We start from the raw sequence: 24,264 nt of genomic DNA, 5'->3' as shown, positions 1-24,264 counted from the left end.
TCGAATCGCTCCGTATCCGGCCCATGCGCCGGGTGCGGAGCGATTCGCGTACCGCCGCGTATTGTGGAGAGAGATTCCGAAGACCTCAGGAGGGGCACATGGGCCGCATGTTCGGCACTGACGGTGTGCGTGGCGTCGCCAACCAGGACGTCACGGCAGAGCTCGCACTCGGGCTGTCCGTCGCAGCAGCACGGGTACTCGTCGAGGCCGGGGAGGTCTCGGCCGATCACGAGCGTCCCGTCGCCGTCGTCGGACGCGACCCGCGCGCGTCGGGGGAGTTCCTCGGTGCGGCCACCGTCGCCGGGCTCGCGAGCGCGGGCGTCGACGTCTACGACGCGGGCGTGCTGCCGACGCCGGCCATCGCCTACCTGACGGCGACGATGAACGCCGACCTCGGCGCGATGCTGTCGGCCTCGCACAACGCTATGCCAGACAACGGCATCAAGTTCTTCAGCCGCGGCGGCCACAAGCTGCCCGACGCGCTCGAGGACGCGATCGAGGCGCACCTGCACGAGGAGTACGAGCGTCCGACGGGTGCGTCGGTCGGTCGTGTGCATCCCTACGCCGAGGGCGGTGAGAAGTACATCGGTCACCTGCTCGGCGCGCTTCCGCACCGCCTCGAGGGCCTCAAGATCGTCGTCGACTGCGCGCACGGCGCGGCCTCCGTCGTCGGGCCCGAGGTGTTCCGCCGCGCGGGCGCGGACGTCGTCGTCATCGGTGCGACGCCGGACGGGCTCAACATCAACGACGGCTACGGCTCGACGCACCTGGAGAAGCTGCAGGAAGCGGTCGTCGCGAATGGAGCCGACTTCGGTGTGGCCTTCGACGGTGACGCGGACCGCTGCCTCGCCGTCGACGGAACGGGTGAGGTGGTCGACGGTGACCAGATCATGGCGATCCTCGCGCTCGACCTCAAGGAGCGCGGCGTGCTCGCCGAGGACACGCTCGTCGCGACGGTCATGAGCAACCTCGGCATGATCAAGGCGATGGAGCGCGAGGGCATCGCCGTCAAGCAGACCGGTGTCGGCGACCGCTACGTGCTCGAGGAGATGCGCCGCGGGTCGTACTCGCTCGGGGGCGAGCAGTCGGGGCACGTCATCGCACTCGACCACGGCACGACCGGTGACGGCGTGCTCACGGGCCTGCTCCTTGCTGCCCGCGTGGCCTCGAGTGGGCGCTCGCTCGCCCAGCTCGGCGCCGTCATGCAGCGGATGCCGCAGAAGCTCATCAACGTCAAGGGGGTCGACAAGTCGGCCGTCGATTCGCACGACGGCGTGCAGGCCGCTGTGCGCGCCGCCGAGAGCGACCTCGCCGGCGCCGGGCGCGTGCTGCTGCGCAAGTCGGGCACCGAACCGGTCGTGCGCGTCATGGTCGAGGCCGACACCGCCGAACGCGCGCAGGCCGTCGCGACGCACCTCGCCGACGTCGTCAAGCGCGAGCTGTCGATCGACTGAACTGCCGGCTGCGCGCTTTCGTCCTGCGCCCAGATGCACCCGGGTGCATCTGGGCGCAGTCGTGTGCCTCCCAGTCGTGTGGTGGCCCGGCGAGCTGTCGACGGGAGCTGACGGACAGCGCCGACGGCCGTCACGCGTGCGGGGTGTGTCACAGTGGCAGGCATGAGCCTGCCAGCCGCCCAGCCGAGTCGACGCAGCGACGTCGAGCCGTTCCACGTCATGGAGGTGCTCGCCGCGGCAGCGGAACGTCAGCGTACGCACGGCGACGTCATCAGCCTGTGCGCCGGCCAGCCCTCGACGGGCGCGCCGCGCGCAGCCCGGGAGGCGGCCGTCGCGGCGATCGAGGCCGATGCGCTCGGGTACACCGAGACGGTCGGCATCCGGCCGCTGCGTGAGGCGATCGCCGCGTATCACCGCGACCTCGGCGTCGACGACGTGAGTGCTGACGACGTCATCGTCACGACCGGGTCGTCGGGCGCGTTCACGCTGCTGTTCCTCGCTGCGTTCGACGGCGGCGACGAGGTGTGGATGACCCGCCCAGGCTACCCCGCCTACCGCAACACGCTGCGGGCGCTGGGGACGTCCGTCGTGGAGCTCGCGTGCGGCGCCGAGGTGCGCTACCAACCCACCGTCGCGATGCTCGAGGCGGAACGTGTCGCGCGCGGCGCCGCGCCGAAGGGGCTCGTCGTCGCGAGCCCCGCCAACCCGACGGGCACGATCATCGACGCGGACGAACTCGCAGCCATCGCGCGCTGGTGCGACGCGCACGGCGTGCTGCTCGTCAGCGACGAGATCTACCACGGCATCTCGTTCGGGCGCGCGACGTCGAGCGCGTGGCAGACGTCGCGCCAGGGCGCCGTCATCGGTTCGGTGTCGAAGTTCTTCTCCATGACGGGTTGGCGCGTCGGGTGGATGCTCGTGCCCGCGCACCTGCGCCGACGCGTCGCCATTCTCGCCTCGAATCTCACGATCTGCCCGCCGGCCGTGTCACAGCATGCGGCGCTCGCGGCCCTCGGCGAGGCGGCACGCGGTGAGCTGGAGGAGCACGTCGAGACGTACCGGCGCAATCGTGAGTTGGTGCAGCGGCGCCTTCCCGAGATCGGGGTGACGACCTACGCGCCACCGGACGGCGCGTTCTACGCCTGGTGCGACGTCGAGCACCTCACCGACGACTCCGCGCGCTGGTGCGCCGACGTGCTCGCCGCGACGGGCGTCGCCATCACCCCCGGGATCGACTTCGACCCCGTCGACGGGCACCGGTTCATGCGGATGAGCCTCGCTGTCGCGAGCGATGAGCTCGACGAGGCGTTCGACCGGATGGTGAGGTTCGTCGGTAGCTCGTCATGACGCTGTGACGTCCTGCGGTTCACCAGTCGTGCCGGCTACGTCAGACGGCCCCGGTCGCTCGGGCCCTACGGTTCGTGGGATGCACGTCGGCGCGCGTCAGGAACCCCCTGGTCTCCTGACGCGCCGCCGCGAGTCGTTGGGCTCAGATGAGCCCGAGTGCGCGGACGGCGTCGCGCTCGCTCTCGAGCTCGGCGACGCTCGCGTCGATGCGGGCGCGGCTGAACTCGTCGATCGTGAGGTCGGGAACGATCCGCCAGGCGCGCTCGGTGACGGTGACGGGGAAGCTCGACACGAGCCCCTCGGGCACGCCGTAGGAGCCGTCCGACGGCACGGCCATGGAGACGATCCGGTCGGTGCCGAGAGCCCAGTCGCGGGCGTGATCGATCGTCGCGCTCGCGGCGCTCGCCGCTGACGACGCGCCTCGGGCGTCGATGATCGCGGCGCCGCGCTTCGCGACCGTCGGGATGAAGACGTCGTTGAGCCAGGCGTCATCGCCCACCTCGAGGCGCGCGGCACGGCCATGGATCGTCGCGTGCGTGACGTCCGGGTACTGCGTGGCGCTGTGGTTGCCCCAGATGATGACGTCGTGGATGTCGGTGACGCTCGCACCCGTCTTCGCGGCGAGCTGCGCGACGGCGCGGTTCTGGTCGAGGCGCGTCAGCGCGCTGAAGCGTTCGTTCGGGATGTCACGTGCCGCATGCATCGCGATGAGGCAGTTCGTGTTCGCCGGGTTGCCGGTGACGGTGACCTGCACTTCATCGGCGGCAGCGTCGTTGAGCGCCTCTCCCTGCGGGCCGAAGATGTGGCCGTTGACCTCGAGCAGGTCGCCGCGCTCCATGCCCGGCCCGCGCGGCTTCGCGCCGACGAGCAGCGCGTGACTGACGCCGTCGAACATGCGGCGCGCGTCGGAGCCGGTCTCGGTGCCTGCGAGCATTGGGAACGCGCAGTCCTGCAGCTCCATGACGGTGCCCTCCAGCTTGCGGAGCGCTTCGTCGACCTCGAGCAGGCGCAGCTCTACGGGCTGGTCGGGGCCGAGCAGTTCACCCGCGGCGATGCGGAAGAGGAGGCTGTAACCGATGGCGCCAGCGGCTCCGCTGACGGCAACGCGAACGGGGGGCTTGGGCATGACGGCTCATTTCGTCGGCGGGTTCCCGGACAAGACGTCGGGTCACCACTGACGGTAGGCCGAGCCGGCCCGCCGCGTCAGGGCCGAACGTCCCTGCGGGCCCTCCCGAGGCCCCGGAGTGTGCGAGTGGCCCGGGAGGGGCGCACAGCAGCCTGTGCGTGCCGCGACATCAGGCGTGCCGCCACCCGCTGGGGATGGCGGCATGGCGACAGCGGCGGACGATCAGGCCGTGATGTCACCCAGGGTGCCGACGACGTGCGCCTCGCCCTCACCGATGTCGTAGTGCACGGCGACGACGGCGAGCCGGCCGGCGTCGATGCGATCACGGATCAGCTGACTGCGCTGGGGGAGGAGCTCGCTCGTCGCCCGGGCATGCTCGGCCTCGAACTGCTCGCCGGTCGTCAGCCCGTGCTTGCGCCCGTGCAGGATCGACGGCATGACGCGCTCGATGATCGTGTGGAGGTACCCCGGCGGCATGTCGCCGGTCTCCTCGGCGGCGAGCGTCGCGTTGATGGCGCCGCAGCTCTTGTGCGCGAGCACGACGACGAGCGGTGCGCGCAGCACCTCGGTGCCGAACTCGATCGAGCCGAGCACGCTGGGGTCAAGCACGTGGCCCGCGGTGCGCACGACGAACAGATCGCCGAGGCCCTGGTCGAAGATCATCTCGGCCGGCACGCGGGAGTCGCCGCACCCGAAGATGACGGCCTGGGGTGCCTGCCCGGCGACGAGCTCGCGCCGGCGCTCGCCGTCACTGTGCGGGCGCTGCGTCGTGCCGGAGACGAAGCGTCGGTTGCCCTCGACGAGGGTGTCCCAGGCCTGCTGCGGCGTGAGGGTGCTGCTCATGGTGGCTCCTTGGTGATGACGTCGGCGCCGTCAGCTCAGGCCGGGGCGGGTGGTGATGGTCATGGCGGTCGGCTTCGCCGTGGCGGCGAAGAAGTCGTTGCCCTTGTCGTCGACGACGATGAACGCGGGGAAGTTCTCGACCTCGATCTTCCACACGGCCTCCATGCCGAGCTCAGGGTATTCGAGCACCTCGACCTTCTTGATGCAGTCGAGGGCGAGACGCGCGGCCGGGCCGCCGATCGAGCCGAGGTAGAACCCGCCGTACTCCTGGCAGGCCTCCGTCACCTGGGCGCTGCGGTTGCCCTTGGCGAGCATCACCATCGAGCCGCCGGCGGCCTGGAACTGCTTGACGTACGAATCCATGCGCCCGGCCGTCGTCGGCCCGAACGAACCGGACGCCATGCCCTCCGGCGTCTTCGCGGGGCCTGCGTAGTAGACCGGGTGGTCCTTGAGGTACTGCGGCATCTCCTCGCCGGCGTCGAGGCGCTCCTTGATCTTCGCGTGCGCGATGTCGCGCGCGACGACGAGCGTCCCCGTCAGCGAAAGGCGGGTCTTGACGGGATGCTCGCTCAGCTCGGCGCGGATCTCGTCCATCGGGCGGCTCAGGTCGATGTCGACGGCGGCGCCCTTGCCGGTCGAGCCCGCGCCGGTTGCCTCGTCGCCGCTCTCGATGAGGTGCGCCTCGGTGACGTCGGGCAGGAACTGCGCCGGGTCGGTCTCGAGCTGCTCGATGAACACGCCCTCGCGCGTGATCTTGCCGAGCACCTGACGGTCGGCCGAGCAGCTGACGGCGATCGCGACGGGCAGCGACGCGCCGTGGCGCGGGAGGCGGACGACGCGCACGTCGTGACAGAAGTACTTGCCGCCGAACTGCGCGCCGATGCCGAAGTTGCGCGTCAGTTCGAGGATCTGCTCCTCGAGCTCCGGGTCGCGGAAGCCGTGGCCGGTGGCGGCGTCACCGGACGTCGGCAGCTCGTCGAGGTACTTCGCGCTCGCGTACTTCGCGGTCTTGAGCGCGAACTCGGCGCTCGTGCCGCCGATGACGACGGCGAGGTGGTACGGCGGGCACGCGGCGGTGCCGAGGCTGCGCAGCTTCTCGTCGAGGAACTCGAGCATGCGCTTGGGGTTGAGGATAGCCTTCGTCTCCTGGTACAGGAACGACTTGTTGGCGCTGCCGCCGCCCTTGGCCATGAAGAGGAACTTGTAGGTGGTCTCGTGGCCCGGCTGGCTGTCGGCGTAGATCTCGATCTGCGCGGGCAGGTTCGAGCCGGTGTTCTTCTCGTCCCACATCGTCAGCGGCGCCATCTGGCTGTAGCGCAGATTGAGTTTCGTGTACGCGTCGTAGACGCCCTCCGCGAGCGACGCCTCGTCGGGAGCGGGGTCGTGCTCGTCACGCGCGACGAGCACCTGCGAACCCTTCTTGCCCATGACGATCGCCGTGCCCGTGTCCTGACACATCGGCAGGACGCCCGCCGCCGCGATGTTCGCGTTCTTGAGCAGGTCGAGCGCGACGAACTTGTCGTTGTTGCTCGCCTCGGGATCGTCGAGGATCTTGCGCAGCTGCGCGAGGTGAGACGTACGCAGGTAGTGCGCGATGTCGTGCATCGCGGTGGCCGACAACGTCTCCAGGGCCGAGGGGTCGACCTCGAGGAAGGTGCGCCCGCCGGGGCCCTCGAGCGTGCGCACCCCGTCGCTCGTCAGCTTGCGGTAGGTGGTCGTGTCCTCGCCGGTGGGCAGCAGGTCGGAGTACGCGAAATCAGCCATGCGTGGAGACTATCGGAGCGCGACGCGGCTGCGGCCCGACGAGCCGGCGGCGCCGCCGTCAGGGCATGCGCGGGTGGGGTGTGAATGCTGACGAAAATCGCAGATGTGGACGCAGATCGCAGGCGGGGAGGGCGAACGTAGCACCCCTGATCGCGCGATCGTGTAACGGCTCAATAACCGTTTGGTCTCCCTGGCGGTGCAAGTATGGCGTCCATCACAGCGTGCGTGGATGATGAGTTGTCGATTAACAAGGATGGAGCGGTGTTCATGAACACATCCAAGTCACGCAGGCGAGTGGCTGCCGCAGCATCGATGGCGATGCTCGCGACGACCGCGCTCGCCGGGTGCGGTGGCGACAGCGGGGGCGGCACGCCCACGCTGACCTGGTACATCAACCCGGACGTCGGCAACTCCGACGCCTCCAAGGGTGGCCAGGCCACACTCGCCGCGAACTGCACGAAGGCCTCCGGCGGCAAGTACAAGATCAAGGTCGAGCTGCTGCCGAACTCGGCCTCCGACCAGCGCACGCAGCTGCTGCGTCGCCTCGCCGCGGGCGACAGCTCGATGGACCTCATGAGCACCGACCCGGCGTTCGTCACCGAGTTCGCTGCTGCGGGCTACCTCGCGCCCGTGCCGGAGTCGATGCAGAAGAACTTCACGGAGGACCGCGTCCAGAGCTCCATCGACGCCTCGATGTACAAGGGCAAGCTGACGTCCGTGCCGTTCTGGGCGAACACGCAGCTGCTCTGGTACAAGAAGTCGGTCGCGCAGAAGGCCGGTCTCGACATGAGCAAGCCGGTGACGTGGGATCAGGTCATCGACGCCGCGAAGAAGACGAAGACGAACGTCGGCGTCCAGGGCAAGCTCTACGAGGGCTACGCCGTGTGGATCAACGCGCTCGTCGCGGGCGGCGGCGGCAAGATCGTCGAGGACCCGAGTGCGACGTACGAGAACATCAAGCTCGGCCTCGACTCGGACGCCGGCAAGAAGGCCGCGTCGATCATCAACAAGGTCGCGACGTCGGGCGTCGGCGGCCCCGCGATCGGTTCGTCCGACGAGACGGCGTCGCTGACGCTGTTCCAGTCGCCGAGCGGCGGTTTCCTCGTCAACTGGCCCTACTCCTACGGTGCCATCCAGAAGGCCGCGCCGAAGGTGGCCGAGGACGTGGCGGCCGCGGTCTACCCGCGCACCGACGCCTCGCACGACGCCGCGCCTCCGTTCGGTGGTATCCAGCTCGCCGTCGGCAAGAACTCGAAGCACACCGACCTCGCCTACCAGGCGGCGGAGTGCATCACGAACGAGAAGAACACGACGGCGTACATGGTTGCCTCGGGCAACCCGAGCAGCCGCAAGGCCTCGTACGACTCGGCGGACGTCAAGAAGGCCTTCCCGAACGGGATCGCCGCCCAGATCCGCACCTCGCTGGACAAGGCCGTGCCGCGTCCGCTCTCGCCCTACTGGGGCGACATCTCCGGGGCTCTGCAGCAGCAGTTCTCGCCGCCGTCGAAGGTGACGCCGAACACTCCGGCCGAGGCCCAGAAGTTCATCCTCGACGTCCTGAAGGGGAAGGCCCTGCTGTGAGTACCGCTGCATCCATGGAGAAGAGTGCGGCCACCGGTGTCGCAACGGGGGCGAAGCGCAAGAAGGCGCCGCTCTCCGATCGCGCACGCGCCGAGCGCAACCTCGGGTGGAAGCTCGCGGGGCCGGCGTTCGTCGTCATGTGTCTCGTGACGCTGTACCCGATCCTCAACGCGCTGTACCTGTCGTTCTTCAAGTACCGCCTCACCGACCCGGCGGGCAAGAAGTTCGTGTGGTTCCAGAACTACGCCTCCGCGCTCAAGGACTCGCTGTTCTGGAACGCCATGGGCACGACGCTCATCATCACGATCGTCACGGTCGTCGTCGAGCTGATCCTCGGCTTCGCCATCGCGATGCTCATGAACAAGATCGTCATGCCACGACGCACGCTGCGCACCGTCGTCCTGCTGCCGTACGCGATCATCACGGTCGTCTCCGCGTTCGCGTGGAAGTTCGGCTTCGACGTCAGCACCGGCTTCGTCAACCACTGGCTGCACACCCTGACGTTCGGCTCGTTCCCGCTCGACTACGACTGGTTCGGTCAGCGGGGCAGCTCGCTGTTCGTCATCTGCCTGTCGGAGATCTGGAAGACGACGCCGTTCATGTCACTGCTGCTGCTGACGGGCCTCGCACAGGTCGACTCCTCGATGGAGGAGGCCGCCAAGGTCGACGGCGCCACCTGGTGGCAGCGCCTCACGAAGGTGATCCTGCCGAACATGAAGGCCGCCATCATGGTCGCCCTGCTGTTCCGCACGCTCGACGCCTTCCGCATCTTCGACAACCCGTACGTCATGACCGGCGGCGCCAATGACACGACGAGCCTTTCGATGCTCGTCTCCCGTGAGGCGATCGATCGCGTGGAGATCGGCATGGGCTCCGCCCTCGCCGTCATCCTCTTCCTCTGCGTGCTCATCATCGCGGCGATCTTCGTCAAGGGCTTCAAGGTCGACCTCGCTGCCGGGAGGAACAACTGATGGAAACCAACGTCTCGAACAAGGCCAAGTGGGGGATGTTCGGTTTCGCCATCCCCGTCATGATCTGGACGCTGCTGCCGCTCGTGTGGATCTTCGCGCTGTCGCTCAAGAGCGACGCCGCCCTCACGGACACGACGGGCAAGGAGAACAGCTTCGGCAACTTCTTCCCGACGCACCCGAGCTGGGACAACTACGAGTTGATCCTCAAGGGCGGGGCGTCCGACCTGTTCATGCCGGCGCTGTGGCACTCGATCGTGGTGTCGCTGCTCGCCACGCTGATCTCTGTCATCCTCGCGACGTTCTGCGCCTACGCGATCGCCCGCCTCGACTTCCCGGGCAAGAAGATGATCCTGACGATGGCGCTCGCCGTCTCGTTCTTCCCCGTCATCGCGATGGTGACGCCGCTGTTCAACATGTGGCGTCAGATCGGGCTGTTCGACACGATCCCCGGCCTCGTCATCCCGTACCTCGCGCTGACGCTGCCGCTGGCGATCTGGACACTGTCCGCGTTCTTCCAGCAGATCCCGTGGGAGATGGAGCAGGCCGCCCAGGTCGACGGTGCGACGTCGTGGCAGGCGTTCCGCAAGGTCATCGCGCCGCTCGCCGGCCCGGGTGTCTTCACGACGGCCATCATCACGTTCTTCACGGCGTGGAACGACTTCGTGTTCGCCATCTCGCTGACGTCGGGCAACGCCCGCACGGTGCCCGCCGCGCTGAGCTTCTTCACCGGCGCCAGCCAGTTCACGCAGCCGACGGGCGCCATCGCCGCGGCCGCCGTCATCGTGACGATCCCCGTCATCATCCTCGTCCTGATCTTCCAGCGTCGGATCGTCTCCGGCCTCACCTCCGGCGCCGTCAAGGGCTGACGCCCGCCTCTTTAGGAGAGACACCTCATGTCCAGCATCCAGCTCAAGAACATCGTCAAGAAGTACGGCGACGGATTCCCGGCCGTCAACGACGTCAGCCTCGACATCGCCGACGGCGAGTTCATGATCCTCGTCGGCCCGTCCGGCTGCGGTAAGTCGACGCTGCTGCGCATGGTCGTCGGCCTCGAGGACATCACCTCCGGTGACCTCGAGATCAACGGCAAGCGCGTCAACGACCTCGCACCGCGCGACCGCAACCTCGCGATGGTGTTCCAGAACTACGCCCTCTACCCGCACCTGACGGTGTTCGAGAACATCGCGTTCCCGCTGCGGCTCAACAAGGGCAAGGTGAGCGATGACGAGATCCAGCGCAAGGTGCGCGAGGCGAGCAAGATGCTCGAACTCGACGAGCACCTCGAGCGCAAGCCCGGCAACCTCTCCGGTGGTCAGCGTCAGCGTGTCGCGATGGGCCGCGCGATCGTCCGCGACGCCGACGCGTTCCTGTTCGACGAGCCGCTGTCGAACCTCGACGCCAAGCTGCGCGGGCAGATGCGGACGGAGATCGCGCGCATGCAGCGTCGCCTCGGCATCACGACGATCTACGTCACGCACGACCAGACCGAGGCCATGACGCTCGGTGACCGCGTCGCCGTGCTGAAGAAGGGCGTGCTGCAGCAGTGCGCGAGCCCGCGCGAGCTGTACGAACAGCCCGCCAACCTCTTCGTCGCGGGCTTCATCGGCTCGCCGCCGATGAACTTCGTACCCGCACGCGTCGAGGGCACCACGCTGCGCCTGCCGTTCGCGACCGTGCCGATGACGGAGCAGCTTGCCCGCGACGTCGCGGGCAAGGACATCGTCATCGTCGGCATCCGCCCCGAGTACATCAAGGACGCCGAGGTCAACCCGGTCTCCGGTGGTGCGACGTTCAAGGCCGTCGTCGACCAGACGGAGTGGCTCGGCAACGAGCAGTACGCCTACATCCCGTTCGAGCAGGACCCGGCCGCGAAGCAGCACCTCGACGCGCTCGAGAAGGACCTCGACGGTGAGGGCGCTCGCAGCCAGCTCGTCGTCAACCTCGACGCTCGCTCGCAGATCTTCGAGGGCGACGAGGTCGAGTTCGCGTTCGACCCGGCACACATGCACGTGTTCGACCCGGAATCGGGCCACAACTACACGCGCAACGAGGAGAAGGCCACCCAGATCGCCGCGAACTCGGAGAAGCAGCGCAAGGCCGCGCTGCAGCGTGCCAAGGAGCGTGACGCCCGCGGCGCCATCTCCGGAGGAACGGACGTCTGAGCGTTGATGTGAGCCTCATGCTCGGGCTCACCCCGAGCATCGGTTGAGGTCACGCTCCAGTAGAGGTCGAGGGCCCGCATCGGTGACGATGCGGGCCCTCGTGCTGTGTTCGTGCGGCGTCCGAATACTGCGCGGTGGGGCTGCGTTGCAAGGATGCTGCCCTCGCAAGGACGGTGCTCGGCATGGCTGTGCTGTGTCGCCGTCGGGCCGTGGTTGTGGGCCGGGTGCAGTGGCGCAAGCGTCGAGACCTGGTGCGGGCTCAGAGGCCGGCGATCTCTTCACGCGTGGGCGGGTTCGAGCCGGCGCGCGTCACCGTCGTCGAGGATGTGGCGATGGCGCGCGCGAGGGCGGGGCGCACGTCGTCCTCGCGGGCGTGCGCGAGGCGCTGACGGGCCTCGACACCGCCGAGCAGCCCGAGGTCGAGCAGCCCCGAGATGAGCCCTGACATGAACGAGTCGCCGGCGCCGACGGTGTCGGCGACCTCGACGGAGCGCCCGGCCACCTCGAAGGTGCCGCTCTCGGCGAGGCGGACGTGCGCTCCGTCACCGCCGCGGGTGATGATGACGAGTCGCGGCCCGAGGCCGGCCCACAACTCGGCGATCTCCTCGACGCTGCTGCCCGGGTAGAGCCACTGCGCGTCCTCGTCGGAGGACTTGATGACATCGACGTACCCGCAGAACTGCTCGACGCGCTCGCGCTCGTCGTCGGGGCTGCCCATGAGGGAGGGGCGCACGTTCGGGTCGAACGACGTCGTCGCGGACGCGTGAGCGGCCTTCAACGCCTCGAAGACCGACGCGGAGCCCGGGGTGAGCGAGGCGCCGATCGAGCCGGTGTGGACGTGCGCGACATCCGTCGGCAGGCCCGTGACCGCCGGCCAGTCGATGGCGAAGTCGTACGTTGCGGCGCCGTCGTCATCGAGGTGGGCCTGAGCTGTCGACGTGGCGTCGAGGTCGAAGCTCGCGACCGTCAGCTCGACGCCCTCGTCGGTGAGCAGGCGCTGGATGCGGTGACCCCGCTCGTCCTCACCGAGGTGCGTGGCGAGGACGGCGGGGTGGCCGAGGCGCGACAGCCCGACCGCGACGTTGAGCGGGCTGCCACCGACGTGTTCCGCGCTCTCGCCGTCGCGAGGATGGACGACGTCGATGAGGGCCTCACCGATGACGAGCGTGGTGGCGGTATTGGGCTGGGTCATGCGTCGGCTCCTGGCGTCTCGTCGCCGCGGCCGGCGTCATGCGCTGCCCCGACTTACTGGTACTGCTCCGAAGCGTATTCAGCCACCTTGCTCAGGCGGTGCTCGGCCTCGATGGTTCGTACGGTACCGCTCTTGCTGCGCATGACGAGCGAGCTCGTCGTGCAGCCGTTCTCGCGGTAGCGCACACCCTTGAGCAGTTCACCGTCGGTGATGCCCGTCGCGACGAAGAAGCAGTTGTCGCCGCGGACGAGATCGTTCGTCGTCAGCACACGATTGACGTCGTGGCCCGCGTCGAGCGCGCGCTGCTTCTCCTCGTCGTCCTTCGGCGCAAGACGGCCCTGGATGACGCCGCCGATGCACTTGATCGCGCACGCGGTGATGATGCCCTCAGGCGTGCCGCCGATGCCGAGCAACAGGTCGACACCCGTGTTGGGGCGGGCGGCCATGATGGCACCGGCGACGTCACCGTCGGAGATGAACTTGATGCGCGCGCCGGCGTCACGGATCTCCTGCGCGAGCGGCTCGTGGCGCGGGCGATCGAGCAGCACGACCGTGACGCCGTTGTTCGTCGTGTTCTTGGCCTTCGCGATGCGGCGGATGTTCTCGGCGACGGGCAGGCGGATGTCGACGACGTCTGCGGCCTCGGGGCCGGTGACGAGCTTGTCCATGTAGAACACGGCACTCGGGTCGTACATCGAGCCGCGCTCACTGACGGCGAGGACGGAGACGGCGTTCGGCATGCCCTTCGCCGTCAGCGTCGTGCCGTCGATCGGGTCGACGGCGACGTCGACGTCAGGGCCCGTGCCGTCGCCCACCTGCTCACCGTTGAACAGCATCGGGGCCTCGTCCTTCTCGCCCTCGCCGATGACGACGGTGCCGTTCATGCTCACCGTCGAGATGAGGGTGCGCATCGCCTCGACGGCGGCGCCGTCCGCGAGGTTCTTCTCACCGCGACCGACCCAGGGGCCGGCGGCCATGGCGGCCGACTCGGTGACGCGCACGAGTTCGAGCGCCAGGTTGCGGTCGGGGATCTGGTAGGTGGGCAGCTTCGATGTCACGGTCGGTGTCTCCTCGATGTCGCACTGGTGTGGCGGCTGGCTCCCGCGGTGCTCGAGGCGGCGTGGCCGGGGCGGCGGACCGCCCCGGTTTCCGCTGACGCGGGTGCGTCGGCGAACATGGGGGAGTGAGTACCCCGCACGAGAAGGCCACGACCACCGAGCCGACACAGCCTGCGTCAGCGCCGGCCATGCCCCCGCCCCCTCCGCCGAAGCGGCGCGGGATGCAGGGAAACGCCAAGAGCATGGTCCTGTCCATGATCGCTTGTATCGCCGGCTGTTTGGTGATTTTGGCCCTCATTCCTCGTCAGGGGGCCACGAAACTGCCCACCGTGCAGGCGTCACAGATCGCGCGCGAGGTGTCGTCGACGAAGCACTGGGACGTCGCCGTCGCCGACGGGCTCGGTTCGCCGTGGCGTGCCGTCAACGTCGCGATCGTGCCGGGCGACAAGGATCACGCGGAGCGTTGGCGCGCGGGCTATCAGGGTGACGGTGAGGACTACGTCTCGATCCAGCAGCGCAAGGACGGCGGCGCGGCGTGGATCAAGGACGTTGCATCCGGCTCTGATGCCGGCAGCGTCGACCTCGGCGGCGTGAACTGGCGCAAGGTCGAGATGCAGTCGGGCCAGAAGGGGCTCGTGCGCTCGCAGCCGCTCGCCGGGCTCGACACCGTCGTCACCGGCAAGGGCTCGTGGGCCCAGTTGCAGCAGATCGCCACGGCGGCCAAGCCGTACAGCCAGATCGCGAAGTGAGCGAACGCGAGCGTCGGGAACGCTGAACTCGGACGCGCTCAGGCCGGGCGCGCGTAGTGCCCGGCGCGCGGCGCGTCAGGCTCGTTCGCTGCCGTTCTCTCGGCGCGCGACGGCTTCTTCGATGCGCGACTGTGCCCCGTCGAGCCACCGCGTGCAGTGATCGGCGAGGGCCTCGCCGCGCTCCCACAGCCGCATGCTCTCCTCGAGCGGCGCGCGACCACCTTCGAGCGTCGTGACGATCTGGGCGAGCTCGTCGCGAGCCTGTTCGTAACCCATGCTCGCAATGTCGGCGTTCGCGGCGTCGGGCGCGCTCGCGGGCACGGTACCAGGGGTGCCGGCCTGGGCGGCATCGGTCGAGTCGTGGTTCATGACGTCGTCGGACGCCTCGTTCGCGGGTGCCTCGTGCGAGTCGCTCATGCGTCGTCCTCGGTGGTCTCGGATCGGGTGGTGGTGGGCGCCGCGTCGTCGCCAGCCGTCGCCGGTGCAGTCTTCTTCTTGGCCTTCGGGGCATCGGACGCGCGTCCCTGCGTCGCTTTCTTCGACGATGCAGCCGTGCGCGCCTTCGTTGTCGTCGGCGTACCCGCTCGGCGCGTCCGCGGTTTGCCGCTGTAGGGCGTGACGGCGAAGTTGCCCTGCGACACGGTCACCTTGAGGATGTCGTCGACGCTGACGTCGTCGCGGGCCATGACGAGGGAGCCGTCGGCGTGTTGGACGACGGCGTACCCGCGGTCGAGGGTCTTCTGCGGGGACAGGGCGACCACCTGGGCGCGCCCGTGAGCGATCTGGTCGCGCGCGCGGGTGAGACGCTGCCGCATCGCGTAGGCGCTGCGGTTCGTGAGGCGGTCGACCTCGTCGCGTTGCTGGGTGACGAGGGTGCCCGGTTCGCGCAGCACGGGCCGCCCGACGAGGGAGTTGAGGTGGCGCCGTTCGGCGGCGAAGCGGCCGCGCAGGCCTTGGCTGAGCCGCGCGCGGTGTTGCGCGAGGGCGGTCTGTTCGGCGGCCAGATCCGGTACGACGAGCTTGGCGGCGTCCGTCGGGGTCGAGGCGCGTCGGTCGGCGACGTGATCGAGCAGCGGCGTGTCGACGTCGTGCCCGATGGCGCTGACGACGGGAGTGCGCGCGGCGCTGACGGCCCGCACGAGCGTCTCGTTGCTGAACCCGAGCAGGTCCTCGAAGGAGCCGCCGCCGCGCGCGATGACGATGACGTCGACGTGGTCGAGACCGTCGAGTTCGCGCAGGGCGCCGCTGACGGCGGTGACGCAGTCGGGGCCCTGGACGGGAACGTGGCGGATCTCGAAGCGGGCGGCCGGCCAACGGCGTCGCGCGTTCTCGACGACGTCGTTCTCGGCAGCGCCCTCGCGGCCGGTGATGAGCCCGATGACGCGGGGCAGGAACGGCAGCGGCCGTTTGCGGTCGGGGGCGAACAGGCCCTCTGCGGCGAGCGTGCGCTTGAGCTGTTCGAGGCGCAGGAGCAGTTCGCCCTCGCCGACGGGCCGCATCGTACGGCCCTCCATCATGAGGCTGCCGCGCTTCGTCCAGAACGTCGGTTTGGCGTGCACGACGACGCGCGCCCCTTCACGAACCGCGGGGCCCATCGCGTTGAGCGTGTTCGTCGGAACGGTGAGGGAGAGGGACATGTCGACGTCGGCGTCCCGCAGCGTCAAATACGCGGTGCGGGCGCGGATGTTGAGTTGCACGATCTGCCCCTCGACCCACAGCGGCGACATGCGATCGACGTACTGCGCGATCTTCATGCTGAGCAAGCGCACCGGCCACGGCTGCTCGGCGGTCGTGTCGCCCGCGAGGGCCGGAAGGCCCGCCGGCGTGCCCGTGCCTGGGGGTGTGCTCGTCACGGGGCAACTCTACGGGGGCGAGGCGCCCGGCTCAGGCGCGAAGGACGAATGCGGCGGTGAGGTGCGCTCTGCGGGAGCGAACAGTCTGCGGCGCTCGCGTTCGCATCCCCAGGGCGCGTGATGCCGCTCGCACTCGCTCGGCGTCGAAGGCCGTGGTCGTGGTCGTGGTCGTTACGATGGTGAGCGTGGATACCCAGACGAAGCGAGTTCTCCTGGCCGCGCCGCGCGGATACTGCGCGGGCGTGGATCGGGCCGTCATCACCGTCGAGAAGGCTCTCGACCTCTACGGCCCGCCGGTGTACGTGCGCAAGGAGATCGTCCACAACAAGCATGTCGTGACGACGCTCGAGAAACGCGGCGCGATCTTCGTCGACGAGACCGACCAGGTGCCCGAGGGCGCGACCGTCATCTTCTCTGCGCACGGGGTCGCTCCCGTCGTTCACGAGGAGGCGAAGGCGTTGAGCCTCAAGACGATCGACGCCACATGCCCGCTCGTCACGAAGGTGCACCGCGAGGCCACGCGCTTCGCGAGCCAGGACTACGACATCCTGCTCATCGGGCACGAGGGGCACGAGGAGGTCGTCGGCACTGCGGGTGAGGCGCCCGAGCACATCACGCTCGTCGACGGGCCCGACGATGTCGTCAACGTCGAGGTGCGCGACCCGGAGCGCGTCGTGTGGTTGTCGCAGACGACGCTGAGCGTCGACGAGACGATGGAGACGGTGCGCCGGTTGCGCGAGAAGTTTCCGCACCTGCAGGATCCGCCGAGCGACGACATCTGCTATGCGACGCAGAACCGTCAGCTCGCCGTCAAGCAGATGGCGCCCGAGTGCGACCTCATGATCGTCGTCGGCTCGCGCAACTCGTCGAACTCGGTCCGTCTCGTCGAGGTGGCGCTGGAGCACGGTTCGCGCGCCGGGCACCTCGTGGACTACGCCGATGAGCTCGACGAGGCATGGCTCGACGGGGTCACGACCGTCGGTGTGACCTCGGGGGCATCGGTGCCGGAGATCCTCGTGCGGGGCGTGCTCGACTACCTCGCCGCCCGCGGCTATGAGGACGTCAAGCCGATCGTCGCCGCCGAGGAGAGCCTGCTGTTCGCGCTGCCCAACGAACTGCGCCGTGACCTCAAGGCGCGCGGCATGTCCGACTCGATGCGCGGCGGCGAGCAGGTCGCCCAGGGCGCCGACTCGCTTCACTGAGACATGCCGCCACGCTGACGCGTGCGGGCGCCGGGCCCTCGCTCCATGTCGGAGCGGGGGCCTTCGACATCCCATCCAGCATGCCCGGCCGCGCACCGTCAGCCCCGCTCGTCCGAGGGGTTGCCCGGCGCGGGGTCGGCCGGCGTGGGTTCGGCCAGCACGGGCTCGAGCAGCGCCTCGTGGGTGAGTGGGCGCGGCGTCACGTCGAGGGGCGCGACGCCACGCGGCGGGGTGGCGGAGACGTCGAGGTCGTGCATCCGGCGCGCGGTGACGAGCACGCGGCTCTCGAGCGAGCCGACGAACAGGTTGTACGCCTCGACGCTGCGTCGCAACGAGCCGCCGAGATCGTGGGTGTGCTTGGCGAGCACTCCGATGCGGTCGTAGAGCTCGCGGCCGAGCGTCAGCAGCTCACGCGCGTTCTCCTCGAGCGTCGCCTGCTGCCACATCGCGCTGACGCTGCGCATCGTCGCGATGAGGGTGCTCGGCGAGGCGAGCACGACGTGACGCTCCATCGCCTCCTCGAGCAAACCGGGGTCGGCATTGAGCGCGGACGCGAGAATGGCGTCGCCCGGCACGAAGCAGATGACGAACGCGGGCGCCTGCGGCAGTGCCGTCCAGTAACGCTTCGAGGCGAGCGTGTCGACGTGCGAGCGCAGCTGCTTGGCGTGGCGCCCCAACGCGGCGCTGCGGGCGCGTTCGTCGAGGTCCGCCTCCTGCGCCGCGAGGAACGCACTCAGCGGCGCCTTGGCATCGATGACGAGCGAACGCTCGCCCGGCAGATGGACGACGACGTCGGGGCGCACGTCGTCACCGGTGTCGTTGCGCCCGCGCCACTGCTCGTCGAAGTCGCAGCGACGCAGCATGCCCGACAGCTCGAGGATGCGCCGCAACTGCGATTCGCCCCACTGCCCGCGCACGCTCGAGGCGTTGAGCGAACCGGCCAGCGATGAGGTCTCGCGCCGCAGCTCGTCGGTCGTCGCGGTGACGCGCCGCAGGGCGACGTCGACGGAGCTGAACTGCTCGACACGGTCGCGTTCCAGCGTCGCGACCTGGCGCTCGACGCGGCTCAGGGCGTCACGCAGGGGCCCCAGAAGTGCGGCCGTCTGCGCGTCGTCGCTCACCGTCGCCTCGAGGTCGACGATGCGTTCGCGCAGCACGTCGCGTTCGGCTTGCGCCGCCGCGAGCTGTGCGACCTCGTCCGTCGGGGTCACGGCCGTGCGTCGCAGGGCGACCCACATGGCGAGGGCTCCGAGAGCGAGACCGGCGACGAACGTCACGAAGATGGCTGTTGTCTGCACGGGTGAAACTCAAGCATCTGCCACCGACAACCCCGGAGCGGCGAGGTTTGTCGGTGCGCTGCGTGTGCGGTGGAGGTGCCAGGTCGGCGCCTGTCACCACCGTGCGGTGGCGGCGTCAGTGCTCCCGTGGGGCGACGGCGGCGGGTGAGGTCGGGCTCGGGCCGAGTTGCGCGCGTAGCCGCCGTTCGGAGGAACGGTGGCGCATGGCGTCACTGAGGTGGCGCCAGACGAGGCGTTGCACGATGAGCGTCAGCACGCCCGCGATGATCATTCCGGCCAGGTTCATCCCGAGCTGCGCGGCGGATCCGGTGATCTCCGCTGTGTCGAAGACGGCGAGGCCGAGGGCGAGGTTTCCGGCGGCGGGCACCGTCGTGACGGAGATGAAGACGCCCACCATGGCGCTCGTCTTGTCGGTCGCCAGGGCGAGCACCCCGGCCGTTCCGGCGAGCAGCGCCACGATGAACGACCACAGGTCGGGGCGCCAGATGAAGCCCGTCTGAGGGCGGGGGCGTGTCACATCGGCGGCCGAGACGACGTCGAGCGAGGCCGCTAGCACGGCGGCGAGCATGATGACGACGATGGCGAAAGCGAACGTCCACAGCAGGGTGGCGGCGCTGCGAGCGGCGAGGCGCCAACGTCCGAGGGCGATGCCGGTGCAGATCGCGGCGATGACGGCGAACTCGGGCCCGACGACCATCGCGCCGACGACGAGGACGGCTGAGTCGGTGATGACGGCGATGCTCGCGAGGGCTGTTGCGATGCAGAGGAAGACGAGGTAGGTCGCCGTCGGTGTGCTCGCTTTCTCCGCCTCTCGCTCGACGAGGTGCCAGATGACGGCGTCGTCCGGGTCGCCGTGCGCGGCTTCTTCGACGTCGTGCGCGGCGTCGAACGGGGTGCCGAGGGGTTGGTCGATGACGATGCCGCCGCGGTGGCCGAGGCCGACGGCGTTGAGGTCGTCGAGGACGGCGGTGGCGGCTTCGCGGGCGACGTCGGCTTCGAAGACGTCGCCGACCGGCTTGAGGGACGCTCCGCGCAGGTGCGTGAGGTTGGTGAGGCGGGCGTCGTCGCTCAGGGTGTCGCGGACGGCGTCGGTGAGGTCCGTCGGCACGTTGAGACGCAGGTGCACGAGCATGGCGTCATTGTGTCAGCGCCGCTGATGTCGAAGGCGTCCGTCGGATGAAGCCGGCGCGGGCGGTGGCACGTAGACTCTTCTCTCGTGGCTCTTACCATCGGAATCGTCGGTCTCCCCAACGTCGGCAAGTCGACCATGTTCAACGCTCTGACGAAGAACAACGTGCTCGCTGCCAACTATCCCTTCGCAACGATCGAGCCGAACGTCGGTGTCGTGCCGTTGCCGGATCCGCGGTTGAAGAAGCTCGCGGAGATCTTCGGTTCGGCGGCGATCCTGCCGGCGACGGTGTCGTTCGTCGACATCGCGGGCATCGTCAAGGGTGCGTCCGAGGGGGAGGGGCTGGGGAACAAGTTCCTCGCCAACATTCGTGAGGCGGACGCGATCTGCCAGGTCGTGCGCGCGTTCGTCGATGACGACGTGCACCATGTCGACGGCAAGGTGTCGCCGAGTTCGGATCTGGAGACGATCAACACCGAGCTGATCCTCGCCGATCTGCAGACGCTGGAGAAGGCTGTGCCGCGTCTGGAGAAGGAGGTCAAGGGCAAGAAGACCGAGAAGTCGGTCTATGACGCTGCCCTGGCCGCGCAGAAGGTGCTCGAGGAGGGCAAGACGCTGAGCTCCGTCGGTTTCGACACGAGCGAGATCCGCGAGCTCGGGCTGCTGACGGCGAAGCCGTTCATCTATGTGTTCAACGTCGACGAGTCGCAGCTGACGGACGAGGCGTTCCAGGCCGAGATGCAGGCGCTCGTCGCGCCGGCGGAGGCGATCTTCCTCAATGCGCAGCTCGAGTCCGAGGTCGCCGAGCTCGACGAGGACGACGCGAAGGAGCTGCTCGAGTCGGTCGGTATCACCGAGCCGGGCCTGGAGCAGCTCGCGCACAAGGGTTTCAACACGCTCGGGCTGCAGACGTATCTGACGGCCGGGCCGAAGGAGACGCGCGCCTGGACGATCGGCAAGGGCTGGACGGCGCCCATGGCCGCCGGCGTCATCCACACCGACTTCCAGAAGGGCTTCATCAAGGCTGAGATCATCTCATTCGACGATCTCGTCGAGTGTGGTTCGGTGGCCGAGGCTCGCGCGAAGGGCAAGGCCCGCATGGAAGGCAAGGACTACGTCATGCAGGACGGCGACGTGGTGGAATTTAGATTTGCGCTTTAGCCTCTCCACAGAGCTATTTGGGCCGCACCAAGTGATTTGATCCCGGTCCTGGGCGGATCTCCAGGTCTTGCCCGACGTCTATCTCAGGCCGACTGATTCAGACTTCCTGACCTATCGGGAGCTCGCTAGAACGCGACGGTTCGGCGGCACGCGCCTGTGTCGCAGGTGCGAGCGAGAGGACCAGGAGCGAGGCGCAGATGCCCGCCAGTCCAACCCAGCCGAGGGCGGGGAGGCGCTCACCGACGATGACCACCGCCAGGAGGGCGGCGATTGCGGGTTCAGCGAGGGTGAGCGTTGTCGCGGCGCTTAGAGTGACGCGCGTGAGGCCGTACCCGAAGAGCAGATAGCCCAGGAACATCGGGACCATTGCCATGTAGAGCCCGACCATCATGGGCTGGGCGGAAGCGATGAGTGGTGCGCCGGTGAGCATGAGTACGGGCATCAGCGCAATGCCGCCCAGACCGAAGACAGCGCCCATCGCTGCCGCGCGCCCGACGCCGCGGTTCATGAGGCGGTGAGCGCTCCACGAGTACATGGCGTAGGTTGCGCCAGCAACCAGGCCGAGGATGACGCCGGCGACCGTGGGGAGCGTCTCGCTCGGCGAGTCGTGCATCTTCGCAGCGCACAGTACTGCGCTGCCCGCGATGCCGAGCGCTACGGCGAGCATCCACCAGCCGCTGAGTCTGCGTCGCTCGATCACTCGTTCCAGAAGGCCCGAGGCGATGGGGGCAGAGCCGAGGGACACAACAGTGCCGACCGCGACGCCAGCCAGATGCATCGAGCTGTAGAAGGCCAGCGGGTAGATCAGCACGGCTGCGGCTCCGACGAGCACTGTCCCACGTTGCGAAGACAGTGCGGGTCGTTCCCGGCGGAGCGAGGGGGCCGCGATGGCTGCCTGCAGGATCCCGCCGATGCCGAGCGCGGCCGCGCCCATGGCCAGCGGGCCGACTGTCGGTGCGAACGTCGCCGCAGTCCCCGTGGTACCCCACAGGAGGGCGGCGGCGAGCACCGCGAAGATGCCGGTGGGGGAGCCTCGCTTCACAGTGCGGCCAGCATCCGCGATGCGATGGCTCGGGCGTGCTCCAGGCGCGCCGGGGTGCCCTCGAGACCTGCCCGTGCGACGGCTCCTTCGAGGAGGAAGCTGAAGTGCTCGGCCAGCTCCAGCGCCTCGGCGTCGGTGGCCATGACTTCCAGGTTCTCGACGAGAATCCGCTCCACCTGCTCCTTGTGCGCGCGCACGGCCGAGCGAGCAGGGTGTCCGGCCGGGAACTCGGCGGCCGCATTGAGCAGCCCGCATCCCCGGAAGCCCTTGCCGTAGGCATCGTTCGCGTGGTCGATGTAGGCGTCGAACACTGCCAGCACTCGGTCTGCTGCCGTAGACGCCTTCACCGCACGTGCCTGGTGGAGGCCGAGCCACTCCTCGTGGCGGGAATCGATATAAGCGCTGACGAGCTCTGCCTTGGACGAGAAGTTGTTGTAGAGGCTCTTCTTCGCGACCCCGGCCTCAGAAGTGATCGTGTCGATCCCTGTCGCGTGCACGCCGTCCTCGTAGAAGCGTCTCGCTGCGGCATCGAGCAGCCGCTCTCGCGCTGATCCTTGATTCATGTCGCCCTCCGGTAGTAGGTAGGTCAGTCTACCTACTACCGAGAGTTGTCTCAATCTCTGTGCGCTTGGATGCTTACGAGCACGGGCGCGAGGTCCTAACAGCCTGCGTGAGCCCGAGATGGGGATCGTTCTTCGCGACTGGGCTGTGGGGAGACGGCATGACGGGGTCCAGGAAGCTGTGCACGCGCAGAGGTTGGTATGTGCGGCGACGTGGTGGAATTTAGGTTCAATGTGTAGTCGAGTTCCGGTCTAACCTAAGGGGGCTCAGTGATCCAGCTCTGGAGTGTTATCGCAGTTGCGATCTTGACCGTTTTGTCGTTGTTGCCCGCACACCATGCTCCTGCATGCACTCCAGCACTGACTGCACGATGCAATTTCGGATCCCGACCCCTGGTACAGCGTCCTACCTATCGATTACCGTCGACACCATGACGATCAACACCGAGATGCTGCAGTTCGTCTCCGTCGACGAACTGCTCGGCACTCAAGGTCCCGACCTGCGCATACCGGATTTCCAGCGCCCGTACTCCTGGTCCCCACGCATCGCGGCACAGCTGTTCACGGATGTCGCGGAGGCTCTCGATAGCAGGCCGGAGCATTCGTACATCATGGGCACCGTCATCCTCCTGAGGCGTCCCCAGGAGTCGCATTTCGAGGTGGTCGATGGACAGCAGAGAATCCTGACCCTCCATCTGCTGCGGGCGCTTCTGCGCGGCCAGAGAATCCCCCATCTCCAATCAGGGGACACTCCGATCCACCACGTCCATCAGGAACTCTCGCGACGGGTCGCCGACCTCGAACGTTCTCCGGGGCGCCTCGACAGGTACCGGGAATTCCTCGACGCCGAAGCCAAAGTTCTGAAGATCGTCACCGATGACGAGGATGAGGCATTCCAGTTCTTCGACTCGCAGAACTTCCGAGGCAAATCACTGCGCCCGCACGACCTGCTCAAGGCCTTCCACCTGCGCGAAATGGCAGATGCCAGCACTGCCGAGCAGCGCGCCGTGGTCGAGCAATGGGAGAAGGCCGACGAGAACGAGCTGGACCGGCTCTTCGGCACCTACCTGGCCCGCATCCACTGGTGGAGCCGCAACATGCCAGCGCATGCATATACCACCGATGACCTCGACCTCTTCAAGGGAGTCGGCAGATCCACTCGCCGCCTGCCGGGGGCCGAATACCATCGCGCTGCCAAGGCGGTGCTTCCCGGCCTGCAGGAGTGGTCCTATCCTGATGCCGACTCGGTGACCCGCAGAGATCTCAAGCGGGCCCAGCACCAGCTCGATGCTCCGGTCGCTGCGGGTAAGTCCTTCTTCGACTACGCCGCGTTCATGCTCGAGGAGTATGAGCGGCTGGACGAGGAACTCTTCTCCGACGCCAACACAGCCGGTCTCACGACTGCGGATCGCACGGTCTTCCACGACGGGGCGCGATTCAGGTACTGCCGGGAGCTGTACGTCGCCGCGGTCCTGTACTACACGAACAAGTACTCCGAGGCCGATATGCCGCAGGTACGACGCCACCTCTTCCGCTGGGCATACTCCCTCCGCTTGGCGTACGAGCGTCTGGGCTGGAGAACCACGGACAACTACGCACGAGGGATCAGCACCAATATGGACGGCCTGAACAAGGTGAACCTGTTCTCCGCCATCCGCGACAGTCTCGATCCGCGGGAGATCGAGCTGGAGAACATGAGCGCCCCGCGCACGGCGCGGACTGACAACCCGGAGGATGCACGGCTCCTCACCCTGCTGAAGGAGTCCCGCTGA

General features: G+C 68.2%; 21 protein-coding genes. 10 read left to right on the top strand and 11 right to left on the bottom strand.

The annotated features are described in order from the left end of the window. The first annotated feature begins 98 nt into the window (after positions 1-98). Together glmM and J4Z35_RS05965 are read left to right on the top strand one after the other, a co-directional pair. Entirely contained in the window at positions 99-1,454 is a 1,356-nt protein-coding gene (gene glmM / locus J4Z35_RS05970) for a phosphoglucosamine mutase (RefSeq protein WP_038567134.1), read from the top strand. Positions 1,455-1,616: 162 nt separating this feature from the next. Beyond that, the gene (locus tag J4Z35_RS05965; protein ID WP_074040630.1) at positions 1,617-2,801 is read left to right on the top strand and encodes an aminotransferase class I/II-fold pyridoxal phosphate-dependent enzyme; all 1,185 of its coding nucleotides are present in this window, start codon (positions 1,617-1,619) and stop codon (positions 2,799-2,801) included. Positions 2,802-2,943: 142 nt separating this feature from the next. Here J4Z35_RS05965 and J4Z35_RS05960 read toward each other — a convergent pair whose 3' ends face one another. The 3 genes from J4Z35_RS05960 to J4Z35_RS05950 all read right to left on the bottom strand — a co-directional run bounded on the left by J4Z35_RS05960 (position 2,944) and on the right by J4Z35_RS05950 (position 6,534). Continuing rightward, complete coding sequence (locus tag J4Z35_RS05960) at positions 2,944-3,927, bottom strand: malate dehydrogenase (RefSeq protein ID WP_074040631.1); 984 nt, start codon at positions 3,925-3,927, stop codon at positions 2,944-2,946. Positions 3,928-4,149: 222 nt separating this feature from the next. Beyond that, positions 4,150-4,770, bottom strand: a complete 621-nt coding sequence (locus J4Z35_RS05955; protein ID WP_006946116.1) for a carbonic anhydrase — start codon at positions 4,768-4,770, stop codon at positions 4,150-4,152. Between the two features lie 30 nt (positions 4,771-4,800). Beyond that, on the bottom strand, positions 4,801-6,534 hold the full coding sequence (locus tag J4Z35_RS05950; protein ID WP_074040632.1) for a fumarate hydratase: 1,734 nt from the start codon (positions 6,532-6,534) through the stop codon (positions 4,801-4,803). A gap of 267 nt (positions 6,535-6,801) precedes the next feature. Here J4Z35_RS05950 and J4Z35_RS05945 point away from each other — a divergent pair, with 267 nt between their 5' ends. From J4Z35_RS05945 to ugpC, 4 genes are read left to right on the top strand one after another with little or no spacing between them, the layout of a single operon-like run. Further along, positions 6,802-8,115: an extracellular solute-binding protein gene (locus tag J4Z35_RS05945; RefSeq protein ID WP_040014836.1), complete on the top strand. Its 1,314-nt coding sequence runs from the start codon at positions 6,802-6,804 to the stop codon at positions 8,113-8,115. A gap of 14 nt (positions 8,116-8,129) precedes the next feature. Continuing rightward, the gene (locus J4Z35_RS05940) at positions 8,130-9,086 is read left to right on the top strand and encodes a sugar ABC transporter permease (RefSeq protein ID WP_006946255.1); all 957 of its coding nucleotides are present in this window, start codon (positions 8,130-8,132) and stop codon (positions 9,084-9,086) included. After that, positions 9,086-9,952 carry a carbohydrate ABC transporter permease gene (locus J4Z35_RS05935; protein WP_006946055.1) on the top strand — a complete coding sequence of 289 codons (867 nt, stop codon included), beginning with the start codon at positions 9,086-9,088 and terminating at the stop codon, positions 9,950-9,952. The genes J4Z35_RS05940 and J4Z35_RS05935 overlap by 1 nt, the downstream gene beginning before the upstream one ends. A 27-nt stretch (positions 9,953-9,979) precedes the next feature. Further along, positions 9,980-11,248 (top strand): sn-glycerol-3-phosphate ABC transporter ATP-binding protein UgpC, encoded by a 1,269-nt coding sequence (gene ugpC, locus J4Z35_RS05930; RefSeq protein WP_074040633.1) that lies wholly within the window; start codon positions 9,980-9,982, stop codon positions 11,246-11,248. A gap of 259 nt (positions 11,249-11,507) precedes the next feature. Here the strand turns inward: ugpC and J4Z35_RS05925 are convergent, their stop codons facing one another. Both J4Z35_RS05925 and glpX read right to left on the bottom strand, forming a co-directional pair. Beyond that, entirely contained in the window at positions 11,508-12,440 is a 933-nt protein-coding gene (locus J4Z35_RS05925; RefSeq protein ID WP_074040634.1) for a carbohydrate kinase, read from the bottom strand. Positions 12,441-12,493: 53 nt separating this feature from the next. After that, positions 12,494-13,498 carry a class II fructose-bisphosphatase gene (gene glpX / locus J4Z35_RS05920; RefSeq protein ID WP_006946101.1) on the bottom strand — a complete coding sequence of 335 codons (1,005 nt, stop codon included), beginning with the start codon at positions 13,496-13,498 and terminating at the stop codon, positions 12,494-12,496. Positions 13,499-13,686: 188 nt separating this feature from the next. Between glpX and J4Z35_RS05915 the strand changes: the two genes are divergently transcribed. Continuing rightward, entirely contained in the window at positions 13,687-14,247 is a 561-nt protein-coding gene (locus J4Z35_RS05915) for a DUF4245 family protein (protein ID WP_083603928.1), read from the top strand. A gap of 75 nt (positions 14,248-14,322) precedes the next feature. Here J4Z35_RS05915 and J4Z35_RS14420 read toward each other — a convergent pair whose 3' ends face one another. After that, positions 14,323-14,664 carry an exodeoxyribonuclease VII small subunit gene (locus J4Z35_RS14420; protein WP_074040636.1) on the bottom strand — a complete coding sequence of 114 codons (342 nt, stop codon included), beginning with the start codon at positions 14,662-14,664 and terminating at the stop codon, positions 14,323-14,325. Continuing rightward, complete coding sequence (gene xseA, locus J4Z35_RS05905; protein ID WP_074040637.1) at positions 14,661-16,100, bottom strand: exodeoxyribonuclease VII large subunit; 1,440 nt, start codon at positions 16,098-16,100, stop codon at positions 14,661-14,663. Before xseA ends, J4Z35_RS14420 begins: the two co-directional genes overlap by 4 nt. A 176-nt stretch (positions 16,101-16,276) precedes the next feature. Between xseA and J4Z35_RS05900 the strand changes: the two genes are divergently transcribed. Then, positions 16,277-17,302: a 4-hydroxy-3-methylbut-2-enyl diphosphate reductase gene (locus J4Z35_RS05900; RefSeq protein WP_074040655.1), complete on the top strand. Its 1,026-nt coding sequence runs from the start codon at positions 16,277-16,279 to the stop codon at positions 17,300-17,302. 98 nt (positions 17,303-17,400) lie between these two features. Here J4Z35_RS05900 and J4Z35_RS05895 read toward each other — a convergent pair whose 3' ends face one another. Together J4Z35_RS05895 and J4Z35_RS05890 are read right to left on the bottom strand one after the other, a co-directional pair. After that, positions 17,401-18,600 carry a DNA recombination protein RmuC gene (locus tag J4Z35_RS05895; protein WP_074040638.1) on the bottom strand — a complete coding sequence of 400 codons (1,200 nt, stop codon included), beginning with the start codon at positions 18,598-18,600 and terminating at the stop codon, positions 17,401-17,403. 115 nt (positions 18,601-18,715) lie between these two features. Then, positions 18,716-19,732, bottom strand: a complete 1,017-nt coding sequence (locus J4Z35_RS05890; RefSeq protein ID WP_074040639.1) for a DUF389 domain-containing protein — start codon at positions 19,730-19,732, stop codon at positions 18,716-18,718. An 84-nt stretch (positions 19,733-19,816) separates the two neighbouring features. On the opposite strand from J4Z35_RS05890, the gene ychF reads away from it, so the two are divergent. Then, a complete protein-coding gene (gene ychF, locus J4Z35_RS05885; RefSeq protein WP_006946293.1) occupies positions 19,817-20,890 on the top strand; it encodes a redox-regulated ATPase YchF in 1,074 nt (357 codons plus the stop codon). Positions 20,891-20,987: 97 nt separating this feature from the next. Here the strand turns inward: ychF and J4Z35_RS05880 are convergent, their stop codons facing one another. Beyond that, on the bottom strand, positions 20,988-21,932 hold the full coding sequence (locus tag J4Z35_RS05880) for an EamA family transporter (RefSeq protein WP_006946079.1): 945 nt from the start codon (positions 21,930-21,932) through the stop codon (positions 20,988-20,990). Next, positions 21,929-22,495: a TetR/AcrR family transcriptional regulator gene (locus J4Z35_RS05875; protein WP_006946191.1), complete on the bottom strand. Its 567-nt coding sequence runs from the start codon at positions 22,493-22,495 to the stop codon at positions 21,929-21,931. The genes J4Z35_RS05880 and J4Z35_RS05875 overlap by 4 nt, the downstream gene beginning before the upstream one ends. Positions 22,496-22,923: 428 nt before the next feature. On the opposite strand from J4Z35_RS05875, the gene J4Z35_RS05870 reads away from it, so the two are divergent. Continuing rightward, complete coding sequence (locus J4Z35_RS05870; protein ID WP_006946161.1) at positions 22,924-24,264, top strand: DUF262 domain-containing protein; 1,341 nt, start codon at positions 22,924-22,926, stop codon at positions 24,262-24,264.

This window comes from Dermacoccus sp. NHGro5, from assembly GCF_017565385.1.
In the GTDB taxonomy this organism is placed as follows: domain Bacteria; phylum Actinomycetota; class Actinomycetes; order Actinomycetales; family Dermatophilaceae; genus Dermacoccus; species Dermacoccus nishinomiyaensis.
This window is presented reverse-complemented; position numbering and strand designations above follow the sequence as displayed.